Origin of the sequence: Sphingobium sp. S6 (assembly GCF_905120495.1) — a bacterium.
GTDB lineage: Bacteria > Pseudomonadota > Alphaproteobacteria > Sphingomonadales > Sphingomonadaceae > Sphingobium > Sphingobium agri.
Map to the genome: position 1 here is coordinate 250,196 of NZ_CAJHOG010000001.1, position 19,111 is coordinate 269,306.

Genomic DNA, 19,111 nt, shown 5'->3' on the forward strand with positions numbered 1-19,111 from the left:
AAATCCCGCCATTCTTGTGGCTTCTTTCATGACGCTTTCGTGACGAAGTGGTCGGGAATCAGGGCTCCGGCACGGTGCGGACTTGACCGCGCCTCCAGCGCCCGCCAATGCAGAGATCATGGCCGAAGACAGCAAGACAGAGCCGGGCGACTTGTCCCAATTGTCGTTTGAAGATGCGCTGCGCGCACTTGAGTCCATTGTCCGGCGGCTGGAGAGCGGCGATGTGCCGCTTGACGAGTCGATCTCGCTCTATGCCCAGGGTGAAGAGTTGCGCAAACGCTGTCTGGAGCGTTTGCAAGCCGCCGAAGCCCGTATCCAGAAACTGACCCTCGACCAAAGCGGCGCCGTCACGGGTGCCCAGCCGTTCGGCGCGGATTGAGCGCCGCGATGATGGAGGGAAGGGCCTCCGGATCAGCATTGTTGGCGGATCGGGCATCTGCCGTCGCTGCCGCCATAGATCGCGCGTTCGATCTGTTGCTCGCCGTCCCGCAAGATCCGCGCGCGCGGCTTTATGAAGCGATGCGGCACGCCGCCATCGGCGGGGGCAAGCGATTGCGGCCACTGCTGGTGCAGGCCGCTGGCGAGTTGTTCAATATCTCGGCGGAATCGCTGCTGCGCGTCGGCCTCGCGATCGAGTGCATCCATGTCTATTCGCTGGTGCATGACGATTTGCCCGCGATGGATGACGACGACATGCGCCGGGGCAAGCCGACGATCCACAAGGCCTTTGATGAAGCGACCGCGATCCTTGCGGGTGACTGCCTCCACGACCTTGCCTTTGAAGTGCTGGCGGATGAGGAAACCCATCCTGATCCGTTCGTGCGGGTGGAACTGGTAAAGGCGCTCGCGCTGTCCAGCGGCCCGGCTGGCATGGCGGGCGGGCAGATGATGGATCTGGAGGCGGACGGCACCAGCTTCGACCTCGCCACCGTCACGCGGCTGCAACAGTTGAAGACCGGCGCGCTCATCGGCTTTTGCGTGGATGCGGCCGCCATCATGGCGCGGATTCCGGCGGAGTCCCGGACCAGCTTGCACGGCTATGCGCGCGACATCGGCCTTGCCTTCCAGATCGCCGACGATCTGCTGGACGTCGAAGGGGACGCCGACCTTGCGGGCAAGGCCGTGGGGAAGGATGCGGCGGCTGGCAAGGAAACCTTCGTCTCCCTGCTCGGGATAGAGCGTGCGCGGGAACAGGCGCGTCTGCTGGTCGATCAGGCCAAGGCGCATCTGCACGGCTTCGGGGCAGAAGCGGACCTGCTGCGCGCGATCGCGGATTATATCGTGGAAAGGGACCGGTAAGGCATGAGCAGTCAGCGGGTAGGGGTCTATCCCGGCACGTTCGACCCGATCACTCTGGGTCACATGGACATCATCCGCCGGGGCGCCAAGCTGGTCGACAAGCTGGTCATCGGCGTCACCACCAATATCGCCAAATCGCCCATGTTCACGGATGAAGAACGGCTGGAGATGGTGCAGCGCGAATGCGCCGGTATCGACGCGGAGATCGTCGTTACCGGCTTCAATTCGCTGCTGATGGATTTCGCCGAATCGCAGGGCGCCAGCGTCATCATCCGCGGCATTCGGGGCGTCACCGATTTCGAATATGAATATCAGCTCACCGGCATGAACCGCCAGATCAACCACCGGATCGAAACCGCGTTCCTGATGGCCGATGTATCGCTCCAGCCGATCGCTTCGCGCCTGGTGAAGGAAATCGCGCTGTATGGCGGGCCGATCGACAAGTTTGTCAGCGCCCGCGTGCGGGATGATGTAGTCGCTCGGGTAGCGATGCTCGGGCAGAAGGGCGGCCAATAACAGGCCGCTCAGCCTTCGTTCAGTTGCCAATCGCGAAGAGCGCGCTATCAGGGCAGCTTCGCCTTCAAGGTCCAAATCAGGGAAAGCTTATCCATGCGGTTCAGTTCGGCGTTCAAGACCGTGGCGATCACTGTCGCTCTCTATGCGTCGGGCGGCGTGGCGCTGGCCCAGGGCGGCGCTCCTGGCGGCAATGGTGAAGAGATGAAGCGGGCGGAAGCCGCCGCGCGCGCTGAACAGAACGCCAAGTCGATGGGTCAGGACGCAGAAGTGAAGCTGCCGCCCGCGACCGTGCCGGTGGACCCGGAAAATGTGTGGGATCTCGACCTGTCGAGCGGTGGGCGCGTGCGCATCCAGCTGCGCCCTGACATCGCCCCGCAGCATGTCGAACGCATCAAGCAGTTGACGCGTCAGGGCTTCTACAATGGCCTGAAATTCCACCGCGTCATCCCCGGTTTCATGGCGCAGGGCGGCGATCCCAAGGGTGACGGCACTGGCGGTTCCTCGCTCCCTGACCTTCAGGCAGAATTCAACCCGATGCCCCACTTGCGCGGCACCGTGTCGATGGCGCGCGCAGCGGATGAGAACAGCGCCAACAGCCAGTTCTTCATCCTCTTCCTGCCGCGCATGCAGCTCGACAAGAAATACACCGTCTTCGGCCGCGTGATCGAAGGCATGCAATATGTCGATGCCATCGCTCCGGGCGAGCCGCCCGCCAATCCATCGACCATTCTCCAGGCTTCGATCGAAAGCGATGGAAAGGCGCCGGTAGCAGCCCTGCCCACGCCTCCAGCGCCCTCCATTGTCGCGCCCGCACCGGCTGCGGCAAAGAAGGCTGCACCGAAGAAGCGCTAAGGCTGAAGAAAGGCGGATCATGCCGGGCCACTCCGGCATGATGATCCTGCTTAGAGGATAGCGCCCGCATGCGCGTAGATCTGTTCGACTTCGAATTGCCTGCTGAGAGCATTGCTCTCCGGCCAGCATCACCGCGCGACGCTGCCCGCCTGCTGCTGGTTGATGGCGACAGGCCGTTTGAGGATCGCATCGTGCGCGACCTGCCGAGCCTTTTGCGGGCCGGTGACGTGCTGGTCTTCAACGATACGAAGGTCATCCCCGCCCAATTGGAAGGGCTCCGTGGCCAGGCCAGGATCGGGGCAACGCTCCACAAGCGGCTCGGCCTCCGCCAGTGGCAGGCCTTCCTCCGCAATGCCAAGCGGGTTCGCGAAGGTGACCAGATCGATTTCGGCGCGGGCGTCACGGCTCTTGCCGGGCCGCGAGACGACGATGGCGGCGTCACCCTGACGTTCGAAGGCGATGACCCCGTGGAGGTTCTGCTGGAGCGGGCAGGGCGCATGCCGTTGCCGCCCTACATCGCCAGCAAGCGGCCAACCGACGCGCGCGACCGCAGCGACTATCAGACGATGTTCGCGCGCGAGGATGGGGCGGTCGCAGCCCCCACGGCGGCGCTGCACTTTACCCCAGATCTGATGGCAGCGCTGGCGAATGCGGGCGTAGTGTCGGAAACGCTGACGCTGCACGTGGGCGCTGGCACATTCCTGCCCGTGAAGGCTGAGGATACCGACGACCACCGCATGCATGCGGAATGGGGCCGGATCGAACAGGCCACCGCCGATCGGCTGAACGCCGCCCGCCAGGCGGGCGGCCGCCTCATCGCCGTCGGCACGACCAGCCTGCGCCTGCTCGAAAGCGCCTGTGGCGAGGATGGCATCATCCGCCCCTTCGCCGACGAGACGCGCATCTTCATCACGCCCGGCTATCGCTTCCGCGCGATTGATGGCCTGATGACCAACTTCCATCTGCCACGATCGACATTGTTCATGCTGGTAAGTGCGCTCATGGGACGGGAGCGCATGCAGGCGGCCTATGCCCATGCGATCGATAGCGGATACCGCTTCTACAGCTATGGGGACTCGTCGCTGCTGTTGCCGTAAGCCGTGGCCCAGCTGGGCTAGGACCGGCCCACGAACAGAAAACCCACCGCCGCCATGATGCACAGAAATGCCGCCGCGTGCCGCCAGTGCAGCGGTTCGCCGAGAACCGTGACCATGAACCCGCCGAACACGATCAGCGCTATCGCTTCCTGAGCGATCTTGAGCTGCCCCGCGCTCCACCCGCTGGCGAAGCCGACGCGGTTCGCAGGCACGGCAAAGCAATATTCGATCAGCGCGATGCCCCAGCTGATCAGGATGACGATCAGGATCGGCTTTTCCATCCCGCCTTTCAGATGCCAATACCAGGCGACGGTCATGAAGATGTTTGAAACGACCAGCAGCAGGATGGTTGGCATGAACGGCCTCGACAGGTGAGGGATGGGCCTGTGCCATCGCCGGTAGGCAGAGCGCAAGAGGGGTGGCAGGCCTTATCGGCCGACGTCGCATAGCCTGTTCGGCGCACAAGAAAAAGGGCCCGGCATCGCCGGGCCCCTTCCGTCGCTCATCGGCAATCAGCGGTAGCGGTACGTGTCGCGCGAGCTGCTGGAACCACTGCTGCTCCAGCTATTCTGGTCGCGTCCTTCCCCGAACATCGCATTCTGCTCGCGTTCGGTGCGCCAGGCTTTGTGCGCTTCATCGGCGGTCTTTTCCAGCGTCACCCGCTGTTCGTCCACCGATCTGATCCAGGACGACGGAACGGAATGGTGCACGCCGCCTGCATCCTGATCGGTCTTGGTCAGGATGATGCGATCGCCGCTCAGCTTGTCGACGGTGCCGATATGTTGGCCGTCGCTGCCCACGACTTCCATATGTTCGCGGACCTGCTGCACCGCCTGCCGCTGTTCCGTGCGGCGCGTGCGCCAGCTGCCGAACTCATTGTTGAAGCGGTCGCGATGCTCGCGTTGATATTCCGCATAGTCGCGATCCAGTTCGTCGATCCGCTGCTGGCGCCAGGCATGATAGTTGGCGTCGTGATGCTCGCCATAATCATGCGTCGGTCCATAGGAGCGGACGCGGTTGCCATGATCTTCACTGCCAAACCCGCTGCGTTCGCCAGTGAAGGGCGCATAGCCCCGGTTCGGCAGATATTGGCTGCTGCGCGATGCTGACGCGAAGCCGATGCGGCTGCTTTCGTCGCGCGGGTCACCATAGGGACGGTTATAATATTCGTCATATTCGCGACGGCGTTCGGCTTCTTCATCGCCGAACCAGCTGCGAATCTCGTCACCTGCCCGATCGAAGAATCCGCGCTCTTCAGGATCATACTGCTCCGGTGCCCGTCGGCTATCAGGACCGCTGAACTGGCCACGCGTTCCATAACGATAGCTGCGGTCATCACGCCAGTCGCGCTGGCCTCGATAGCGGTCCGAGCCGCGATCCCAATCGCCGCGAGTCCTGTCATCGCCTCCATAGCGGCGTCCGCCTTGATAGCCCATGATACTTCTCCTTGGCTGCTGTTGCTACGGCCTCACAGCCGTTGCCTCACCAATGAGTGGAAAGGCGCATCGTTCCGGCCGTTACGTGGAGGTAACATCCGCCTTTGGAACCGAGCGGTCGGTCGGGCTGGCACGGGCAGATATGAGAAAAAGCCCGTTGCAAGGCAAAAGCGGCTCGCTTATAGGCAGCGCTCCTTGGGGCCGTAGCTCAGCTGGGAGAGCGCGTCGTTCGCAATGACGAGGTCAGGGGTTCGATCCCCCTCGGCTCCACCATCCTTTCTGAACGAAGGGGTGCTCCTGAAGGACTTTACCGCCAGCCTGATGCGCGCCTATGGCGGATTTCATGACATCATCCAGCATTGAAGGCCGCTCGGCTGCGACCGCGATCATCGTCCGTGACATGCCCGATGGTCCTCCGCACATCCTGATGATGGAGCGGGCAGGGACGATGGCTTTTGCGGCGGGAGCATTGGTATTTCCCGGCGGAGCTGTGGACGACGCAGACCGCGAACTCGCGTGCGCCATGGGGGGCTCGGCGGATGTGGAAGAGACCGCAGCGCGCCTTGCCGCGATCCGGGAGACGCTGGAGGAAAGCGGCTTGGGCATCGGCTTTGCGGCCACGGCGGACCCGGCGCAATTGGCCGAGATGCGTCGGGCTTTGGCAGGAGGCGCGACCCTTTCCGCCATCCTCCAGACGCATGGGCTTGAGCTCGCGCTGGATCATTTGACGCCGTTCAGCCGCTGGCACCCGGCGGACGCTGAAATGGCCGCGCGGATTTATGATACGCGCTTCTATCTGGCGCGCGCGCCGGAGGGCCAGGTTGCGACGGCTGACGCGACTGAAAATGTCCGCCTGTTCTGGATGAGCGCAGGCGACACGATCGCCCTGTGCGACGCTGGTGGTGGCCGCATCATCTTCCCCACGCGCCGCAATCTTGAGCGGCTGGCGCTGTTCGGCAGTTTTGCCGAGATGGCCGCCCATGCCGCGTCCTTTCCCGTGGAAAAGGTCAGCCCGTGGCTGGAGGAGAGGGACGGCGTGCGCCACCTCTGCATCCCCGATCATCTCGGTTATCCCGTGACTTCGGAACCGATGGAGCATGTGCAGCGTGGTTAGCGCATGCGCCAGCTTCATATCATCCTGCGCAGGCTCCTTCTGCTTGGCGCACTCTGCGCCCTGGCGCTGATCGGCTATGCCTATCTGCGTCATCGGCCGCAGGACCTGCCCTGGACCGATCTGGACCTCGCCCAGCCTGTCGGAATGTTCACGGGCCGCAAGCTCGCCGCTCTGACCGGCGACGCCAACGGATGCCGCGCGCTGCTCGACCGGGCTGGCGTCAGCTATGTCGCGATGAAGCCTAAGGGAACCGGGCAGTGCCGCCACAGCGATGCTGTCCGCTTGCGACAGGAAGATGGCGCGGCGAGCCTGTCCCCGGCCTCCGTCGCGCCATCCTGCCCGGTCGCCGCCGCGCTCAAGCTTTGGGAGTGGCAGGTGGTGCAACCCGCCGCAGAGCAGATTCTGGGGAAGCCCGTGGAGACGATCCAGCATCTCGGCTCATACAGCTGCCGCCGCATCTACGGCCGCGCGCAAGGCAGTTTCAGCGAGCACGCCACTGCCGACGCGATCGACATCAGCGGCTTTATCCTGGAAGGCGGCAAACGCATCAGCGTTGCGCGCGATTGGCGGGGTGAGGGGAAGGAAGCCATCTTCCTGCGCGCTGTCCGGGACGGTGCTTGTCGGCTTTTCTCGACCACTCTGTCGCCCGACTATAACGCCGCGCATCATGACCATCTGCACCTGGATCAGGCGGAGCGGGGCAAGCTCGGCGGACGCCTGTGCCGTTAGAGCATCGTGCGCAAAAGTGGGAACCGGTTCTGCGTTTAAAACGATGCGACAACAAAAAACTAGAGCGCGCGACCTGCGTCCGATTAAGCGCAGCGCGCTCTAGCCTTTCTGTGGACTCGCGCAACCTGGAGGCATAGATTCGTCCCTCTTCCCGCATGGAGGTGGTCATGCCGCAGTTCGTGATAGAAAGGGAAATGCCCGGCGCAGGAAGGCTTCGGGGCGATGAACTCAGAAGCGCATCGCAAGGGTCATGCACTGTGCTGCGCGAGCTTGGACCCGACATACAATGGGTCCACAGCTATGTGACGGACGACAAGATCTATTGTCTCTATCGCGCGCCCAGCGATGAGCTGATCCGGCAGCATGCCGAGCTTGCGGGGCTTCCGGCCAACAGCATCGCGAGGGTTCGATCGACGATCGATCCCACGACCGCGGAATAGCTACTGGCCGAAGCCCGCCTGCCGGGCGAGATCGACGGCCTCCCGCGCTGCCGCGAGGAGCGCTCCGCTCTTCGCTTCGCACTCGCGCTGCTCATATTCCGGCGTCGAGTCGGCCACGATGCCCGCCCCCGCCTGAACATGCATGACGCCATCCTTGAGCACGGCGGTGCGCAGGACGATGCAGCTGTCCATGTTTCCATCTGGCCCGAAATAGCCGACACCGCCCGCATAGGCGCCTCGCGTCTCGGGCTCCAGTTCCGCGATGATCTCGCAAGCGCGGACCTTGGGTGCGCCTGACACGGTGCCTGCCGGAAACCCGGCGAAGAGCGCGTCCAGAGCGTCCTTCTCCGGTGAAAGGCGGCCGACCACGTTCGATACGATATGCATGACGTGGCTGTAGAATTCGACCGTATAGCTGTCGGTCACCGTCACCGACCCGGCAGTGGCGACCCGGCCGACATCATTGCGCCCGAGGTCGAGCAGCATCAGATGTTCGGCCCGCTCCTTGGGATCGGCGAGGAGGCTTTCCCGGTTAGCGGCGTCCTCGACAGCATTTTTGCCGCGAGGCCGGGTTCCGGCGATTGGACGGATCGTGACTTCGCCATCGCGCGCGCGCACCAGGATTTCAGGGCTGGACCCGATCAGCGCAAATCCGGGCAGATCGAGATAATAGAGGAAGGGCGACGGGTTGATCCGCCGCAAAGCCCGATAAAGCGAGATCGGCGGCAAAGTGAACGGACTGGTGAATCGCTGGGCGAGCACCACCTGAAATATGTCCCCGGCGACGATATAGTCCTTCGCGCGCTCGACCATCGCCTTGTAGCGGCCCGGCTCCAGAGCGGGCGTCACCTCGACATCGGCAATGTCCTGCGGGGCGGGGGTCTGCGGCAGGGGCGCGGCAAGACGCGCCGCCGTCGCATCTATCCGCTCCAGGGCCTGTGCAATCGCCGCGTCGGCATCGCTGAAGCTGCCCTTCCACACAGGCGCGACGAAATACAGCGCATCGGCCAGCCGGTCGAAGACAAGGATGATGGTCGGCCGCACGAACAGCATGTCGGGCAGCTCAAGCGGATTGGGTGCAGGCCGGGGCAGCTTTTCGACAAGGCCAACCGTCTCATATCCGAAATAGCCCACCAGGCAGGCGAGGGCAGGGGGAAGCGCCGGGTCAAGCTCCGCACGGCATTCCGCCACCAGCGCCCGCAAGGCATCCAGCGCGCCCGCAGTCTCCGGAACGAAGGCTTGGCGGTCGGCCGCCCACTGGCGATTGATCTCCGCCGTCTGGCCCTCCGCGCGGAAGACAAGATCAGGGGCGAGGCCGATCAGGCTGTAGCGACCCCGTACTGCGCCGCCTTCGACGGATTCCAGCAGAAAGTCACCGCGATCGGGCTCGAACAGCTTGAGCGCGGCGGAAATCGGCGTGTCCGTGTCCGCGATCTGCCGACGCCACACCAGCGCCGAATTACCAGCCGCCAGCGCGGCGCGAGCAGCCGCTATCCCGTCATTGCCTGCGCTGCTTGGCATCATCTTATTGAGCGCCGCCATTGGTGCTGGCGAGCGCCCGCTGCACGGTGGCGACAGCGGACGGGTTCCGGGTCACGCCAAGCTGTTTCTCGACCGCCCGTTCGAACTGCTGGCCATATTCCTGGCCCGCCACGTCGCTCAACTGGCTGCGGACCTGGTTGAGCAGGGCGGTCTGGCCGCCCGCGTCACCGGGCTTGATGCCGTTCAGCTGCACCACGAAATATCCGCGATCCTGACCCACCGGCAGCGTCTTCACGCTGTTCGTCGCCATGGAAAAGAGGATCGCCACTTCGGCGGGCGGACGCTGGCCTTCCCGCATGATGTCGGCGCGGCGGCCCCCCACCGTCTGGGGCGCGGGAAGGCGTACGCCAGCTTGCGCCACGGCATCGGCGAGCTTCATGCCCTTGGCGACCTTCGCCCGGATTTGCTCGGCCACAGCCTTCGCCTTGGCGTTGCCCTGCGCCAGCTTATATTGCGCCAGAACCAGCGGCTTTACCTTTGCAAGCGGCGGCGGCGCGGCGGCGCGAATCTCGGCAGGCGCGGCAAGGGCATAGCGCTGGTCAGGCGTGATCGGCACGAGTTGCGCATCATCGTCCTGGCTCATCTGGAATACGGGCGCCAGCAGCGGGCTGACATCGGCCGAAACCTGATAGGCCTGATCCTCGACCTGCTTGCCATTGGCGATCAGGAAGGGCGTCGTTTCCAGCTTCAGGCCGTTATCCTTCACCACTTCCTCGAAGCTGCCGCCATCGGCGATCTGATCTTCGACCTTGCCGGTGAACTCGCTCAGCAGGCGCTTCTGCTTCTGCGAGCGAAGCGTCGCCGCTATCTCGTCGCGCACGGCTGACAAGGGGCGGGCGGGAACGGTCTTGACGTTCGACACGCGCAGCAGAACCCAGCCCAGCGATCCACGGATCGGGCCGGCCAGTTCGCCCTGCTTGGCCGCAAAGGCCGCGTTGGCGACGGCGGCGGAGGAAGAAGCGGTAAGGCTTTCGCGGCTCTGATCGGTAAGCGTCGATGCCTCCAGTCCAGCGGCCTGCGCGGCTGCGGCGAGCGACTTGCCCCCCTTCACCTGCGCTGCGATCGTCTTGGCGGCGGCTTCACCCGGCACGATCAGCTGTTCGAAGCTGCGGCTTTCCTTGGCGGCATAGCTCGCCTTGTTCTGGTTATAGGCTGCGGCGATTTCCGCGTCGGTCGGCTGCGCGGCCTGGGCGAAGCGCTCCCCATCGATCACGGCGTAGCGAATGCGGCGCTGTTCGGGAATCGTGAAGCGCGCGGCATTCTGCTGATAATAGGTCGCGAGTTGCGCATCGCTCGGGTCCTTGATGTCGGCGAAGGCGGCGGCGGGAACAGCGGCGATGGTGCCTTGGCGAGCCTCCAGCAGCAGCGACGCATAGGGCAGGATGACGCTGTCGGGCAGCTTCACGCCAAGGCCGAGAGGCGCGAGCATCTGCCGTTCCAATATCTCGCGGGTAATGTCTTCGCGCAGCGCCTGCTCCGTAATCCGCTCGCGCACCAGCAGTTGCCGGAAATTGTCCTGGCTGAAATTGCCTGCCGCGTCCTGAAACGCCGGAATCTGGGCGATCTGGGCATCGACAAGGCGCTTGGAGATGTGGACGCCCTGATCCTTCGCATATTCCTTCAACGTCATCGCGGCGACGAGCTGGTCATAGATTTGCGCGACCGCGCCCTGCGCCAGGAAATCGCCGATCTGGAGACCCGGAGTCGCCCGTCGCGCATTTTCGAAGACCCGCTGGACCCGCTCCTGCACTTCCGTAACGCTCAGCCGCGTCCCGCCAGCCTTCGCCGCCGTCTCGCCACGGCCGCCCAGGGACGAGCCGAACTGGCCGCTGGACAAATCGCCCAGGATGAAGGCCGCCGCGATGATGCCGAGGAAAAGAAGCGCGAACAGGGCGCCGAATTTCGAATGGATGAAGCGCCGAAAGACTGAAAGCATGGAGAGAAGTCCAACAAGGAAAGACTTTTACAGGCGGCCCGCTTTAGGGGCGGATCGTCGCGGCGGCAAGTGCGCCTTGGCTGGACAAATGCCGTCCCTTTGTCCATCGGCCTGCGGAAGGGCTGGTCTGTCAGGCTGGCGAATGGACGGATGAACTGAAAGGGGTACGGATCGATGGGCAGGCGCAAGCTGGTGGTCGGCAACTGGAAGATGAATGGCCTTCGCGCGCAGCTGCCGGAAGTGGAAGCGATCGGGGCGCTTGCGGCCGAACGTCCGGTAGTCGAGGTGGGGCTTTGCCTGCCCGCGACACTGATCATGGCGGCCAGCCAAGTGAAGGGCGGCGCCTTCGTCGGCGCGCAGGACTGCCACATGAAGGACAACGGTGCGCACACCGGCTGCCTGTCGGCGGCAATGCTGGCGGAAGCAGGCGCGAGCTGGACGATCGTCGGCCATAGCGAACGGCGTCAGGATCAGGGCGAAACGGACGCCGATGTCGCGGCCAAGGCGCTCGCGGCCAGGGCGGCGGGCCTCAAGGTGATCCTGTGCGTCGGCGAAAGCCTGGACGTGCGCGACGCTGGCGGTGCGGAAGGTGTCGTCTCCGCGCAGCTGCTTGCCTCCTTGCCCGAAGGCGCGGCGGCCGATTGGCTGGCGATCGCCTATGAACCCATCTGGGCGATCGGCACCGGCCGCATCCCGACCATGGAAGCGGTCGAAGCCATGCATAAGGCGCTGCGTGCGGCGCTCGCCAGCCGGATCGGAGAGCGTGAGGCGAACGCCATGCGCATCCTCTATGGCGGCTCGATGAATGGCGAGAATGCCGCCGAACTCATGGCAATCGAAGATGTCGACGGCGGCCTCGTTGGCGGCGCAAGCCTCACGGCAGCGAAATTCGCGCCGGTGATCGCTGCCGCTGGGTGAGGTGGAAGGGGGCGGCCTTTCCGCTCTGCCCGGGATCTGATCAGCACGAGGAAGCCTAGGCCGGTTGCCCCCGCCGCCCATCGCCGCTATGGGCTCTCCAACGCACCCCATTCGGACAGATATTCTCGCATGTTCACCTTCATCCTCGTCGTGCAGGCCATCGTTGCGGCTTTGCTGGTCACCGTCATCCTGATGCAGAAGTCGGAAGGCGGCGGCCTGGGTGTGGGTGGCAGCCCGGCAGGGTTGATGTCCGCGCGGGGTGCGGCGGATTTCCTGACGCGCTCGACGACCGTCCTTGCGTCGATCTTCGTGCTGCTGTCGATCGTCCTTGCGGTGATCGCGTCGGTTCAGCACGCGCCAAGCGATATCGATACGTCGCTGGTGAAGCAGGCTCCCTCTGCCCCTGCGGGTCAGGCTCCGGCGACCGGCAATGCCGATCCGCTGGCCGGTGCGGCGGGTGCTGCGAGCAATGGCCAGGCGGCTAATGGCGCGGTTCCGCTCGCCAACTGAACTTTTTCGTTCAAATTTTCGATCTTTTTTGCTCGCGCGTGGATTCGCGCGCTTGCCCAACTTGTTTGTAAAAGGCTAAGCCTCCACTCCCATGGCGCGGTATATTTTCATCACCGGCGGCGTGGTCTCCTCGCTTGGTAAAGGCCTTATGGCCGCATCGCTCGCAGCCCTGCTGCAGGCGCGAGGTTTCCGTGTGCGTATCCGGAAGTTCGATCCTTATCTCAATGTCGATCCGGGCACGATGAGCCCGTATCAGCATGGCGAAGTCTATGTGACCGACGACGGGGCGGAGACCGACCTCGACCTTGGCCATTATGAGCGTTTTACCGGCGTTTCGGCGCGCCAGTCGGATAATGTGACGCAGGGCCGCGTCTACCAGACGATCATTCAGCGCGAACGGCGCGGCGATTATCTCGGCGCGACGGTGCAGGTGATCCCGCACGTCACTGACGAGATCAAGGCGTTCGCCACTGCCGACACCGATGACCTCGACTTCGTGCTGTGCGAAATCGGCGGCACGGTAGGCGACATCGAATCGCTCCCCTTCATGGAAGCGATCCGCCAGCTGCATAATGACCTCGATCGCGGTCAGTCGATCTTCGTCCATGTGACGCTGGTGCCCTACATCGCGGCGGCCGGCGAGCTGAAGACCAAGCCGACCCAGCACAGCGTCCGCGAACTGACCTCGCTCGGCATTCAGCCGGACATCCTGCTTTGCCGCTGCGAACATCCGTTGCCGGAAAGCGAGCGCAAGAAGATCGCGCTTTTCTGCAACGTGCGTCCCGAAGCGGTGATACCGGCGCTCGATGCCAGCAGCATCTACGCCGTCCCCGCGCAATATCACGCCGAGGGCTTGGACGAGGAAGTGCTGCGCGCCTTCGGCATTCAAGGCGCGCCCAAGCCGTCGCTCGACCGCTGGCTCGACATCATGGATCGCCAGCAGAATCCCGAAGGCGAAGTGACGATCGGCGTCGTCGGCAAATATGTCGGCCTGCCCGACGCCTACAAGTCGCTCTACGAAGCGCTGACCCACGGTGGTTTTGCTAACCGGGTGAAGGTCAACATCAAGTGGATCGACGCGGAACTCTTCGAAAAGGGCGATGACGTCGCCGCCAGCCTTGAGCCGATGCACGGCATTCTCGTCCCCGGCGGCTTCGGCGTGCGCGGTTCCGAAGGCAAGATCGCCTCGGTCAAGTTCGCCCGTGAACGCAATGTGCCCTTTTTCGGCATCTGCCTCGGCATGCAGATGGCCTGCATCGAAGGGGCGCGGAACACGGCCGGAATCCCGGACGCTTCGACCACCGAATTTGGCGAGACTTCAGAGCCGGTCGTCGGCCTCATCACCGAATGGATGAGCAGCGAAGGCCTGCAAAAGCGCACCGCCGAAACCGATCTTGGCGGCACGATGCGCCTGGGCGCCTATCCCGCCAAGCTCACCGGCAACAGCGTCGTGGCGGGCATCTACGGCACCGGCGACATCAGCGAACGGCACCGCCACCGCTACGAAGTCAACGCCGGCTATCGCGACAGCCTCGAAAAGGGCGGCCTGATCTTTTCAGGCATGTCCCCCGACGGCACGCTCCCGGAAATCGTCGAGCGTCCCGATCACCCCTGGTTCGTGGGCGTGCAATTCCACCCGGAACTCAAGTCCAAGCCCTTCGACCCGCATCCGCTGTTCGCCAGCTTCATCGAAGCGGCGGTGAAGCAGAGCCGGCTGGTCTGATCGTCTGACTTTCCAAGGGAGGCGGCGGTATAAGCTGGCTCCGTCGCCTTCACCCCGGACTTCTATCCGGGGTCCCGCTTCGATCCGCCGAACTGGGGGAGGGGCGGCTGGCATCAGGCCGCTCCTCGCGCCGAGTTTCATGATGTCCGGGCTGAACCCAGATCGTCATGAACCGCTTTCGGCAAGTTCATCGCGAAATCGAAGACCGACATATTGTTGATCAAGCCGGTCACCCGAAGCCGCTGTGCGGGCACGATAAAGCCGATCGTCCCCGCAGCGCCCATCCAGCCGAACAGGCCTTTGAACCCGCCATGATCGGCAATGCAACCGCCCGCGCCAAAGCCCACGACGCCCGGAATGCCGAGATAATCGCGCATGCTCACGCCTTGCGGCAGGAGGTTCGCGGTTCCAGCGGCCACGGCGTCCGGCGGCATGACCTCCGTCCGGCCCAGGCGTCCGTTGTTCGCCAGCATGGCCAGGAAGCGATCATAATCATGGGCCGTTGAGATGAGCCCGCCGCCGCCCGAAGGAAATGCGGGCTTGTTGAGGAATATCGAAGCCGGGCCCGCATCGACCTCCGTCAGCTTGGCGCTCCTGCCTGTATAGCTCGTGACGAGACGCGCCTTCTTGCTCTCTGGCACATAGAAGAAGGTGTTGCTCATGCCCAAAGGCGCGAAGAACCGCCGCTCCAGAAACTGCTCGAACGGCATGCCTGCCACGATCTCGATAATATGGCCGAGCAAATCCAGCCCCACCGAATAGCTCCACGCCGTTCCCGGGTCTGAAAGCAGGGGAGCCGCCGCCAGCCGATCGGCGAAATCCTTCAGGCTCGAAGGCGGGGCTTGCTCCAGCCGTTCCGCATGGCTGATCAGGTTCTGCCTCAGCCCCAGCTTTTCATATATCCCCTTGAGCGGCCCTTTGACCGCAGGCCCGCCACCAAGACCGGCGGTGTGAGTCAACAGGTGGCGGATCGTCATTGCGGAAGTGGCAGGACGAGTTTCGACGCCTTGGCCAGGATTGGCCAGCACGCGCATTTTGGCAAAGCCGGGGATGAAATCGGCTACCGGCTGGTCGATCTTCATCCGGCCTTCTGCGATCAGCAGCATTGCCGCCATGCCGGTGATCGGTTTCGTCATCGAATAGACGCGAAACAGGGTGTGCTCATCCACTTGGAGCGCGCTATCAAGCGCGATCGTGCCGCTGCTGATATAATCTGGCCGGTTTGTTCTTTCGCCGATCGCGACGATAGCGCCCGGAAAAGCCCTTTCACCAATGACGCCATCCACCATCGCGCGTACGGCAGGAAAGCGTCTTGCGCCTGCGCGCGCATATCCGGGCGCAGCGCCCATGATCCCCAGGCAAATTGCGCCCTTCAGCAGATCGCGTCGCACGAATTCCGCATGTGGCATGGCCGTCCTCCCCCTCATTATCGATCACTATCGTGTCGATTGTCATGATGCGGGTCAACGGCTGATACGGTACGTTCCTGTCAGCAGGATCGTCCTAATTAGCAGGCGTCAGCTTCAATAACCGCCCCTGCGAGCCCTGGCCGCCATCCTCCAGCAACCACAGCGCCCCGTCCGGACCTTGCTCGACCTCGCGGATGCGAGCGCCCATGTCCCACTGATCCGCTTTCGCCGCATTCTCCCCATCCAGCTTCACGCGCACCAGCGCCTTGCTCGACAGCCCGCCGATAAAGAGGGAATTCTTCCACTGCGGGAACAGATCGCCCGAATAATAGAGCAGCCCGGCAGGAGAGATTACCGGGTTCCACCAGACCTTCGGCGCTTCATAGCCATCATGCGCGCTATGGTCGGGGATCGGCTTTCCGTCATAATGGTCGCCATTGGACACCTTGGGATAGCCATAATTGAGCGCTGGCTTGATGAGGTTCACCTCATCCCCGCCTTTGGGGCCCATCTCCTGCTCCCACAGCCGCCCATCCTTGTCGAACGCGATGCCGAGCAGGTTGCGGTGGCCATAGGACCAGACGGCAGGGTGGAAACCTTTCGCCGCCAGCGGATTGCCAGCAGCCGGCGTGCCGTCCAGGTTCAGCCGCAGTACCTTGCCCAGCGTTGCCTTCGGGTCCTGCGCCGGATCGAACTTCTGCCGCTCGCCATTGGTGAAGAACAGATATTTGCCATCGGGCGAGAAGGCGATCCGCCCGGAATAATGTCCATTGCCTTCGACATAGGGTGTCGCGCGGAAGATCGTCTTGACGCCATCGAGCTTCGTTGTCCCGTCGCTCGCCTGGTTGAAGATGCCCGTCGCCAGCGCCACGCCCTTGCCGCCGGGGCCGCTTTCCGAAAAGCTGAAATAAACCTTCCGATCCTGCCCGAACGTCGGCGAGAGGACGACATCCATCAACGCGCCCTGGCCCGCACTATCAACTTTGGGCATGCCGGCGACCGGTATCTTCGTCCCGTTCTTCGGATCGAACAGGATCATCTCGCCCGCCTTTTCCGTGATCAGCGCCCGCCCGTCCGGAAGGAACGTCATCGCCCAGGGCGAATCAAAGTCTGCAATCACCGACGTCTTGAACGGCTTTTCCGCAGCTGCGGCGCTGTTCTGACCCGTCGCATTCTCGGAAGAACAGGCGAGGAGGACAAGGGGTAGGGCAGTGATCAAAACCCGATTCATATCAACCTCCGTTCGCCCCGAGCCTGTCAAAGGGCTTCTCTTTTCATGAGAGAATGGAGGGGCTTCGACAAGCTCGGCCCGAACGGATCGGTCGCCCCCTGCCTGTAAAAGTCCCGTGCACGAATAATGTTGCAGCATTATCGCATCGCGCCTATATCGCCCTTGCTTCCTAACATCGTCAAACATGTCGGGGTCGCAAGCGGAAAGGCTTGCGGCGGCGGGAACGCACATATTCTGTTGGAGACTGCATGGCGGACATCGCCGAACTGACCGCGCTGATCGAACCGGAGGTGAAGGCCTTGGGCTTTGACCTCGTGCGCGTGAAGCTGTTCGGGTCGGGTGACGAATATACGCTGCAGATCATGGCGGAAAATCCCGCGACCAAGCAACTCGTGATCGAAGATTGCGCCACCATCTCGCGCCGCCTGTCCGATGTGCTGGATGAAGCTGATCCGATCGAGGAAGCATATCGGCTGGAAGTCAGCTCCCCCGGCATCGATCGCCCGCTTACCCGCCTCCACGATTTTCTGGAATGGGCAGGGCATGAGGCGAAGATCGCCACGGCCGAAACCGTCGCCGGGCGAAAGAGCTTTCGCGGCATCCTGAAGGGTGTGGAGGGCGAGGAAATCCAGTTCCAGGACAACAAGGCCGGGGATGTCTCCATCCCCTTCGCGCTAGTCGGCGATGCCAAGCTGATACTGACCGACGCGCTTATTTCTGCTAGCATGCCGCTTTCCTCCGATGGGGCGGACGAGTTCGAAACCGAAGAGTAAGGGTTCACGACCATGGCCAACGCCATTTCCGCCAACAAGGCCGAGTTGCTCGCCATCGCGAACAGCGTCGCCAGCGAGAAGATGATCGACAAGGCGATCGTCATCGAGGCGATGGAAGACGCGATCCAGCGCGCCGCCCGCGCGCGCTATGGTGCCGAAAACGACATCCGTGCCAAGCTTGATCCGGACAGCGGCGACCTGCGCCTGTGGCGCGTCGTCGAAGTGGTCGAGGCGGTTGACGACTATTTCAAGCAGGTTGACCTCAAGCAGGCGCAGAAGCTGAAGAAGGACGCGGTGATCGGCGACTTCATCGTCGATCCGCTGCCCCCGATCGACCTCGGCCGTATCGATGCCCAGTCCGCCAAGCAGGTGATCTTCCAGAAGGTCCGCGATGCCGAGCGTGAGCGCCAGCACGAAGAATTCAAGGATCGCGTGGGTGAGATCATCACCGGCGTCGTCAAGTCGGTCGAGTTCGGCCATGTCGTGGTGAACCTCGGCCGCGCCGAGGGCGTCATCCGCCGTGATCAGCAGATCCCCCGCGAAGTCGTCCGCGTCGGCGACCGCATCCGCTCGGTGATCTTGAACGTGCGCCGCGAAAATCGCGGGCCTCAGATCTTCCTCAGCCGCGCACATCCCGAATTTATGAAGAAGCTGTTCGCGCAGGAAGTGCCCGAAATCTATGACGGCGTGATCGAGATCAAGGCCGCTGCTCGCGATCCGGGCTCGCGCGCCAAGATCGGTGTCATCAGCCGCGATTCGAGCATCGACCCGGTCGGCGCCTGCGTCGGCATGAAGGGCAGCCGCGTGCAGGCCGTCGTGCAGGAAATGCAGGGCGAAAAGATCGACATCATTCCCTGGTCGGAAGATACCGCGACCTTCGTCGTCAACGCGCTCCAGCCCGCTCAGGTCGCCCGTGTCGTGATCGACGAAGAGGAAGAGCGCATCGAAGTCGTCGTGCCTGACGATCAGCTGTCGCTCGCCATCGGCCGCCGTGGCCAGAACGTCCGCCTCGCCAGCCAGCTGACCGGCAAGGCCATCGACATCATGACCGAGGCTGACGCGTCCGAGAAGCGTCAGAAGGAATTCGTCGCGCGTTCCGAACTGTTCCAGAACGAGCTCGACGTGGACGAAACCCTTTCCCAGCTGCTGGTGGCCGAAGGCTTTGGCGAGCTGGAAGAAGTCGCTTATGTCGGCGTCGAGGAGCTGGCCGCGATCGAAGGCTTCGACGAAGACCTCGCCGCCGAGCTTCAGAGCCGCGCGCAGGAAGCGTTGGAGCGCCGCGAAGCTGCCGCCCGTGAGGAACGTCAGGCGCTTGGCGTCGACGATGCGCTGGCTGACATTCCGCACCTTACCGAAGCGATGCTGGTGACGCTGGGCAAGGCGGGCGTGAAGACGCTCGATGACCTCGCCGACCTTGCGACCGACGAACTGATCGCGAAGAAGCGTGTCGATCAGCGCCGCCGTCGCAACGAGGGTGCCGAGGACAAGGGCGGCATCCTTGCCGAATATGGCCTCAGTGAAGAGCAGGGCAATGAGATCATCATGGCCGCCCGCGCGCACTGGTTCGAAGGTGAGGAAGCCTGAGC

General features: G+C 63.4%; 19 protein-coding genes and 1 tRNA gene. 14 read left to right on the forward strand and 6 right to left on the reverse strand.

Features of this window, described 5'->3' with window-relative positions:
* Positions 1 to 118: 118 nt before the first annotated feature.
* The 5 genes from SPHS8_RS01265 (at position 119) to queA (ending at position 3,764) form a co-directional block, all read left to right on the forward strand.
* A complete protein-coding gene (locus SPHS8_RS01265; protein ID WP_097091308.1) occupies positions 119 to 379 on the forward strand; it encodes an exodeoxyribonuclease VII small subunit in 261 nt (86 codons plus the stop codon).
* Between the two features lie 11 nt (positions 380 to 390).
* Positions 391 to 1,299, forward strand: a complete 909-nt coding sequence (locus SPHS8_RS01270) for a polyprenyl synthetase family protein (protein WP_097092734.1) — start codon at positions 391 to 393, stop codon at positions 1,297 to 1,299.
* Positions 1,300 to 1,302: 3 nt separating this feature from the next.
* On the forward strand, positions 1,303 to 1,815 hold the full coding sequence (gene coaD, locus SPHS8_RS01275) for a pantetheine-phosphate adenylyltransferase (protein ID WP_201513544.1): 513 nt from the start codon (positions 1,303 to 1,305) through the stop codon (positions 1,813 to 1,815).
* A 93-nt stretch (positions 1,816 to 1,908) separates the two neighbouring features.
* A complete protein-coding gene (locus SPHS8_RS01280) occupies positions 1,909 to 2,667 on the forward strand; it encodes a peptidylprolyl isomerase (protein ID WP_201513545.1) in 759 nt (252 codons plus the stop codon).
* Between the two features lie 68 nt (positions 2,668 to 2,735).
* Positions 2,736 to 3,764 (forward strand): tRNA preQ1(34) S-adenosylmethionine ribosyltransferase-isomerase QueA, encoded by a 1,029-nt coding sequence (queA, locus tag SPHS8_RS01285; RefSeq protein ID WP_201513546.1) that lies wholly within the window; start codon positions 2,736 to 2,738, stop codon positions 3,762 to 3,764.
* A 17-nt stretch (positions 3,765 to 3,781) separates the two neighbouring features.
* Here the strand turns inward: queA and SPHS8_RS01290 are convergent, their stop codons facing one another.
* Both SPHS8_RS01290 and SPHS8_RS01295 read right to left on the reverse strand, forming a co-directional pair.
* Positions 3,782 to 4,120, reverse strand: a complete 339-nt coding sequence (locus tag SPHS8_RS01290; RefSeq protein WP_097091312.1) for a DMT family protein — start codon at positions 4,118 to 4,120, stop codon at positions 3,782 to 3,784.
* 156 nt (positions 4,121 to 4,276) lie between these two features.
* Positions 4,277 to 5,200 (reverse strand): DUF2171 domain-containing protein, encoded by a 924-nt coding sequence (locus SPHS8_RS01295; protein ID WP_201513547.1) that lies wholly within the window; start codon positions 5,198 to 5,200, stop codon positions 4,277 to 4,279.
* A gap of 197 nt (positions 5,201 to 5,397) precedes the next feature.
* On the opposite strand from SPHS8_RS01295, the gene SPHS8_RS01300 reads away from it, so the two are divergent.
* The 4 genes from SPHS8_RS01300 to SPHS8_RS01315 all read left to right on the forward strand — a co-directional run bounded on the left by SPHS8_RS01300 (position 5,398) and on the right by SPHS8_RS01315 (position 7,483).
* Positions 5,398 to 5,473 (forward strand) — tRNA-Ala (locus tag SPHS8_RS01300).
* Between the two features lie 70 nt (positions 5,474 to 5,543).
* Positions 5,544 to 6,314, forward strand: a complete 771-nt coding sequence (locus SPHS8_RS01305; RefSeq protein ID WP_201513548.1) for an NUDIX hydrolase — start codon at positions 5,544 to 5,546, stop codon at positions 6,312 to 6,314.
* Positions 6,315 to 6,317: 3 nt separating this feature from the next.
* Positions 6,318 to 7,043, forward strand: coding sequence for an extensin-like domain-containing protein (locus tag SPHS8_RS01310; RefSeq protein WP_201513549.1), 726 nt, complete (start codon positions 6,318 to 6,320; stop codon positions 7,041 to 7,043).
* A gap of 167 nt (positions 7,044 to 7,210) precedes the next feature.
* Positions 7,211 to 7,483, forward strand: coding sequence for a DUF4242 domain-containing protein (locus tag SPHS8_RS01315; RefSeq protein WP_201513550.1), 273 nt, complete (start codon positions 7,211 to 7,213; stop codon positions 7,481 to 7,483).
* Here the strand turns inward: SPHS8_RS01315 and trpE are convergent, their stop codons facing one another.
* Positions 7,484 to 9,025, reverse strand: coding sequence for an anthranilate synthase component I (gene trpE / locus SPHS8_RS01320; RefSeq protein WP_236574910.1), 1,542 nt, complete (start codon positions 9,023 to 9,025; stop codon positions 7,484 to 7,486). It lies immediately after the preceding gene.
* A complete protein-coding gene (locus SPHS8_RS01325) occupies positions 9,009 to 10,961 on the reverse strand; it encodes a peptidylprolyl isomerase (RefSeq protein WP_201513551.1) in 1,953 nt (650 codons plus the stop codon). Before SPHS8_RS01325 ends, trpE begins: the two co-directional genes overlap by 17 nt.
* 174 nt (positions 10,962 to 11,135) lie before the next feature.
* Here SPHS8_RS01325 and tpiA point away from each other — a divergent pair, with 174 nt between their 5' ends.
* From tpiA to SPHS8_RS01340, 3 genes are all read left to right on the forward strand, one after another.
* Entirely contained in the window at positions 11,136 to 11,879 is a 744-nt protein-coding gene (tpiA, locus tag SPHS8_RS01330) for a triose-phosphate isomerase (RefSeq protein WP_201513552.1), read from the forward strand.
* A 129-nt stretch (positions 11,880 to 12,008) separates the two neighbouring features.
* The gene (gene secG, locus SPHS8_RS01335) at positions 12,009 to 12,389 is read left to right on the forward strand and encodes a preprotein translocase subunit SecG (RefSeq protein ID WP_097091317.1); all 381 of its coding nucleotides are present in this window, start codon (positions 12,009 to 12,011) and stop codon (positions 12,387 to 12,389) included.
* 91 nt (positions 12,390 to 12,480) lie between these two features.
* Complete coding sequence (locus SPHS8_RS01340; protein WP_097091318.1) at positions 12,481 to 14,112, forward strand: CTP synthase; 1,632 nt, start codon at positions 12,481 to 12,483, stop codon at positions 14,110 to 14,112.
* Between the two features lie 137 nt (positions 14,113 to 14,249).
* Here SPHS8_RS01340 and SPHS8_RS01345 read toward each other — a convergent pair whose 3' ends face one another.
* Positions 14,250 to 15,521 carry a serine hydrolase domain-containing protein gene (locus SPHS8_RS01345; protein ID WP_201513553.1) on the reverse strand — a complete coding sequence of 424 codons (1,272 nt, stop codon included), beginning with the start codon at positions 15,519 to 15,521 and terminating at the stop codon, positions 14,250 to 14,252.
* A 94-nt stretch (positions 15,522 to 15,615) separates the two neighbouring features.
* Positions 15,616 to 16,752 (reverse strand): PQQ-dependent sugar dehydrogenase, encoded by a 1,137-nt coding sequence (locus tag SPHS8_RS01350; protein ID WP_201513554.1) that lies wholly within the window; start codon positions 16,750 to 16,752, stop codon positions 15,616 to 15,618.
* A 248-nt stretch (positions 16,753 to 17,000) separates the two neighbouring features.
* Here SPHS8_RS01350 and rimP point away from each other — a divergent pair, with 248 nt between their 5' ends.
* Entirely contained in the window at positions 17,001 to 17,525 is a 525-nt protein-coding gene (gene rimP / locus SPHS8_RS01355) for a ribosome maturation protein RimP (RefSeq protein WP_201513555.1), read from the forward strand.
* Positions 17,526 to 17,537: 12 nt separating this feature from the next.
* Complete coding sequence (gene nusA, locus SPHS8_RS01360; RefSeq protein WP_201513556.1) at positions 17,538 to 19,109, forward strand: transcription termination factor NusA; 1,572 nt, start codon at positions 17,538 to 17,540, stop codon at positions 19,107 to 19,109.
* Positions 19,110 to 19,111: the final 2 nt, after the last annotated feature.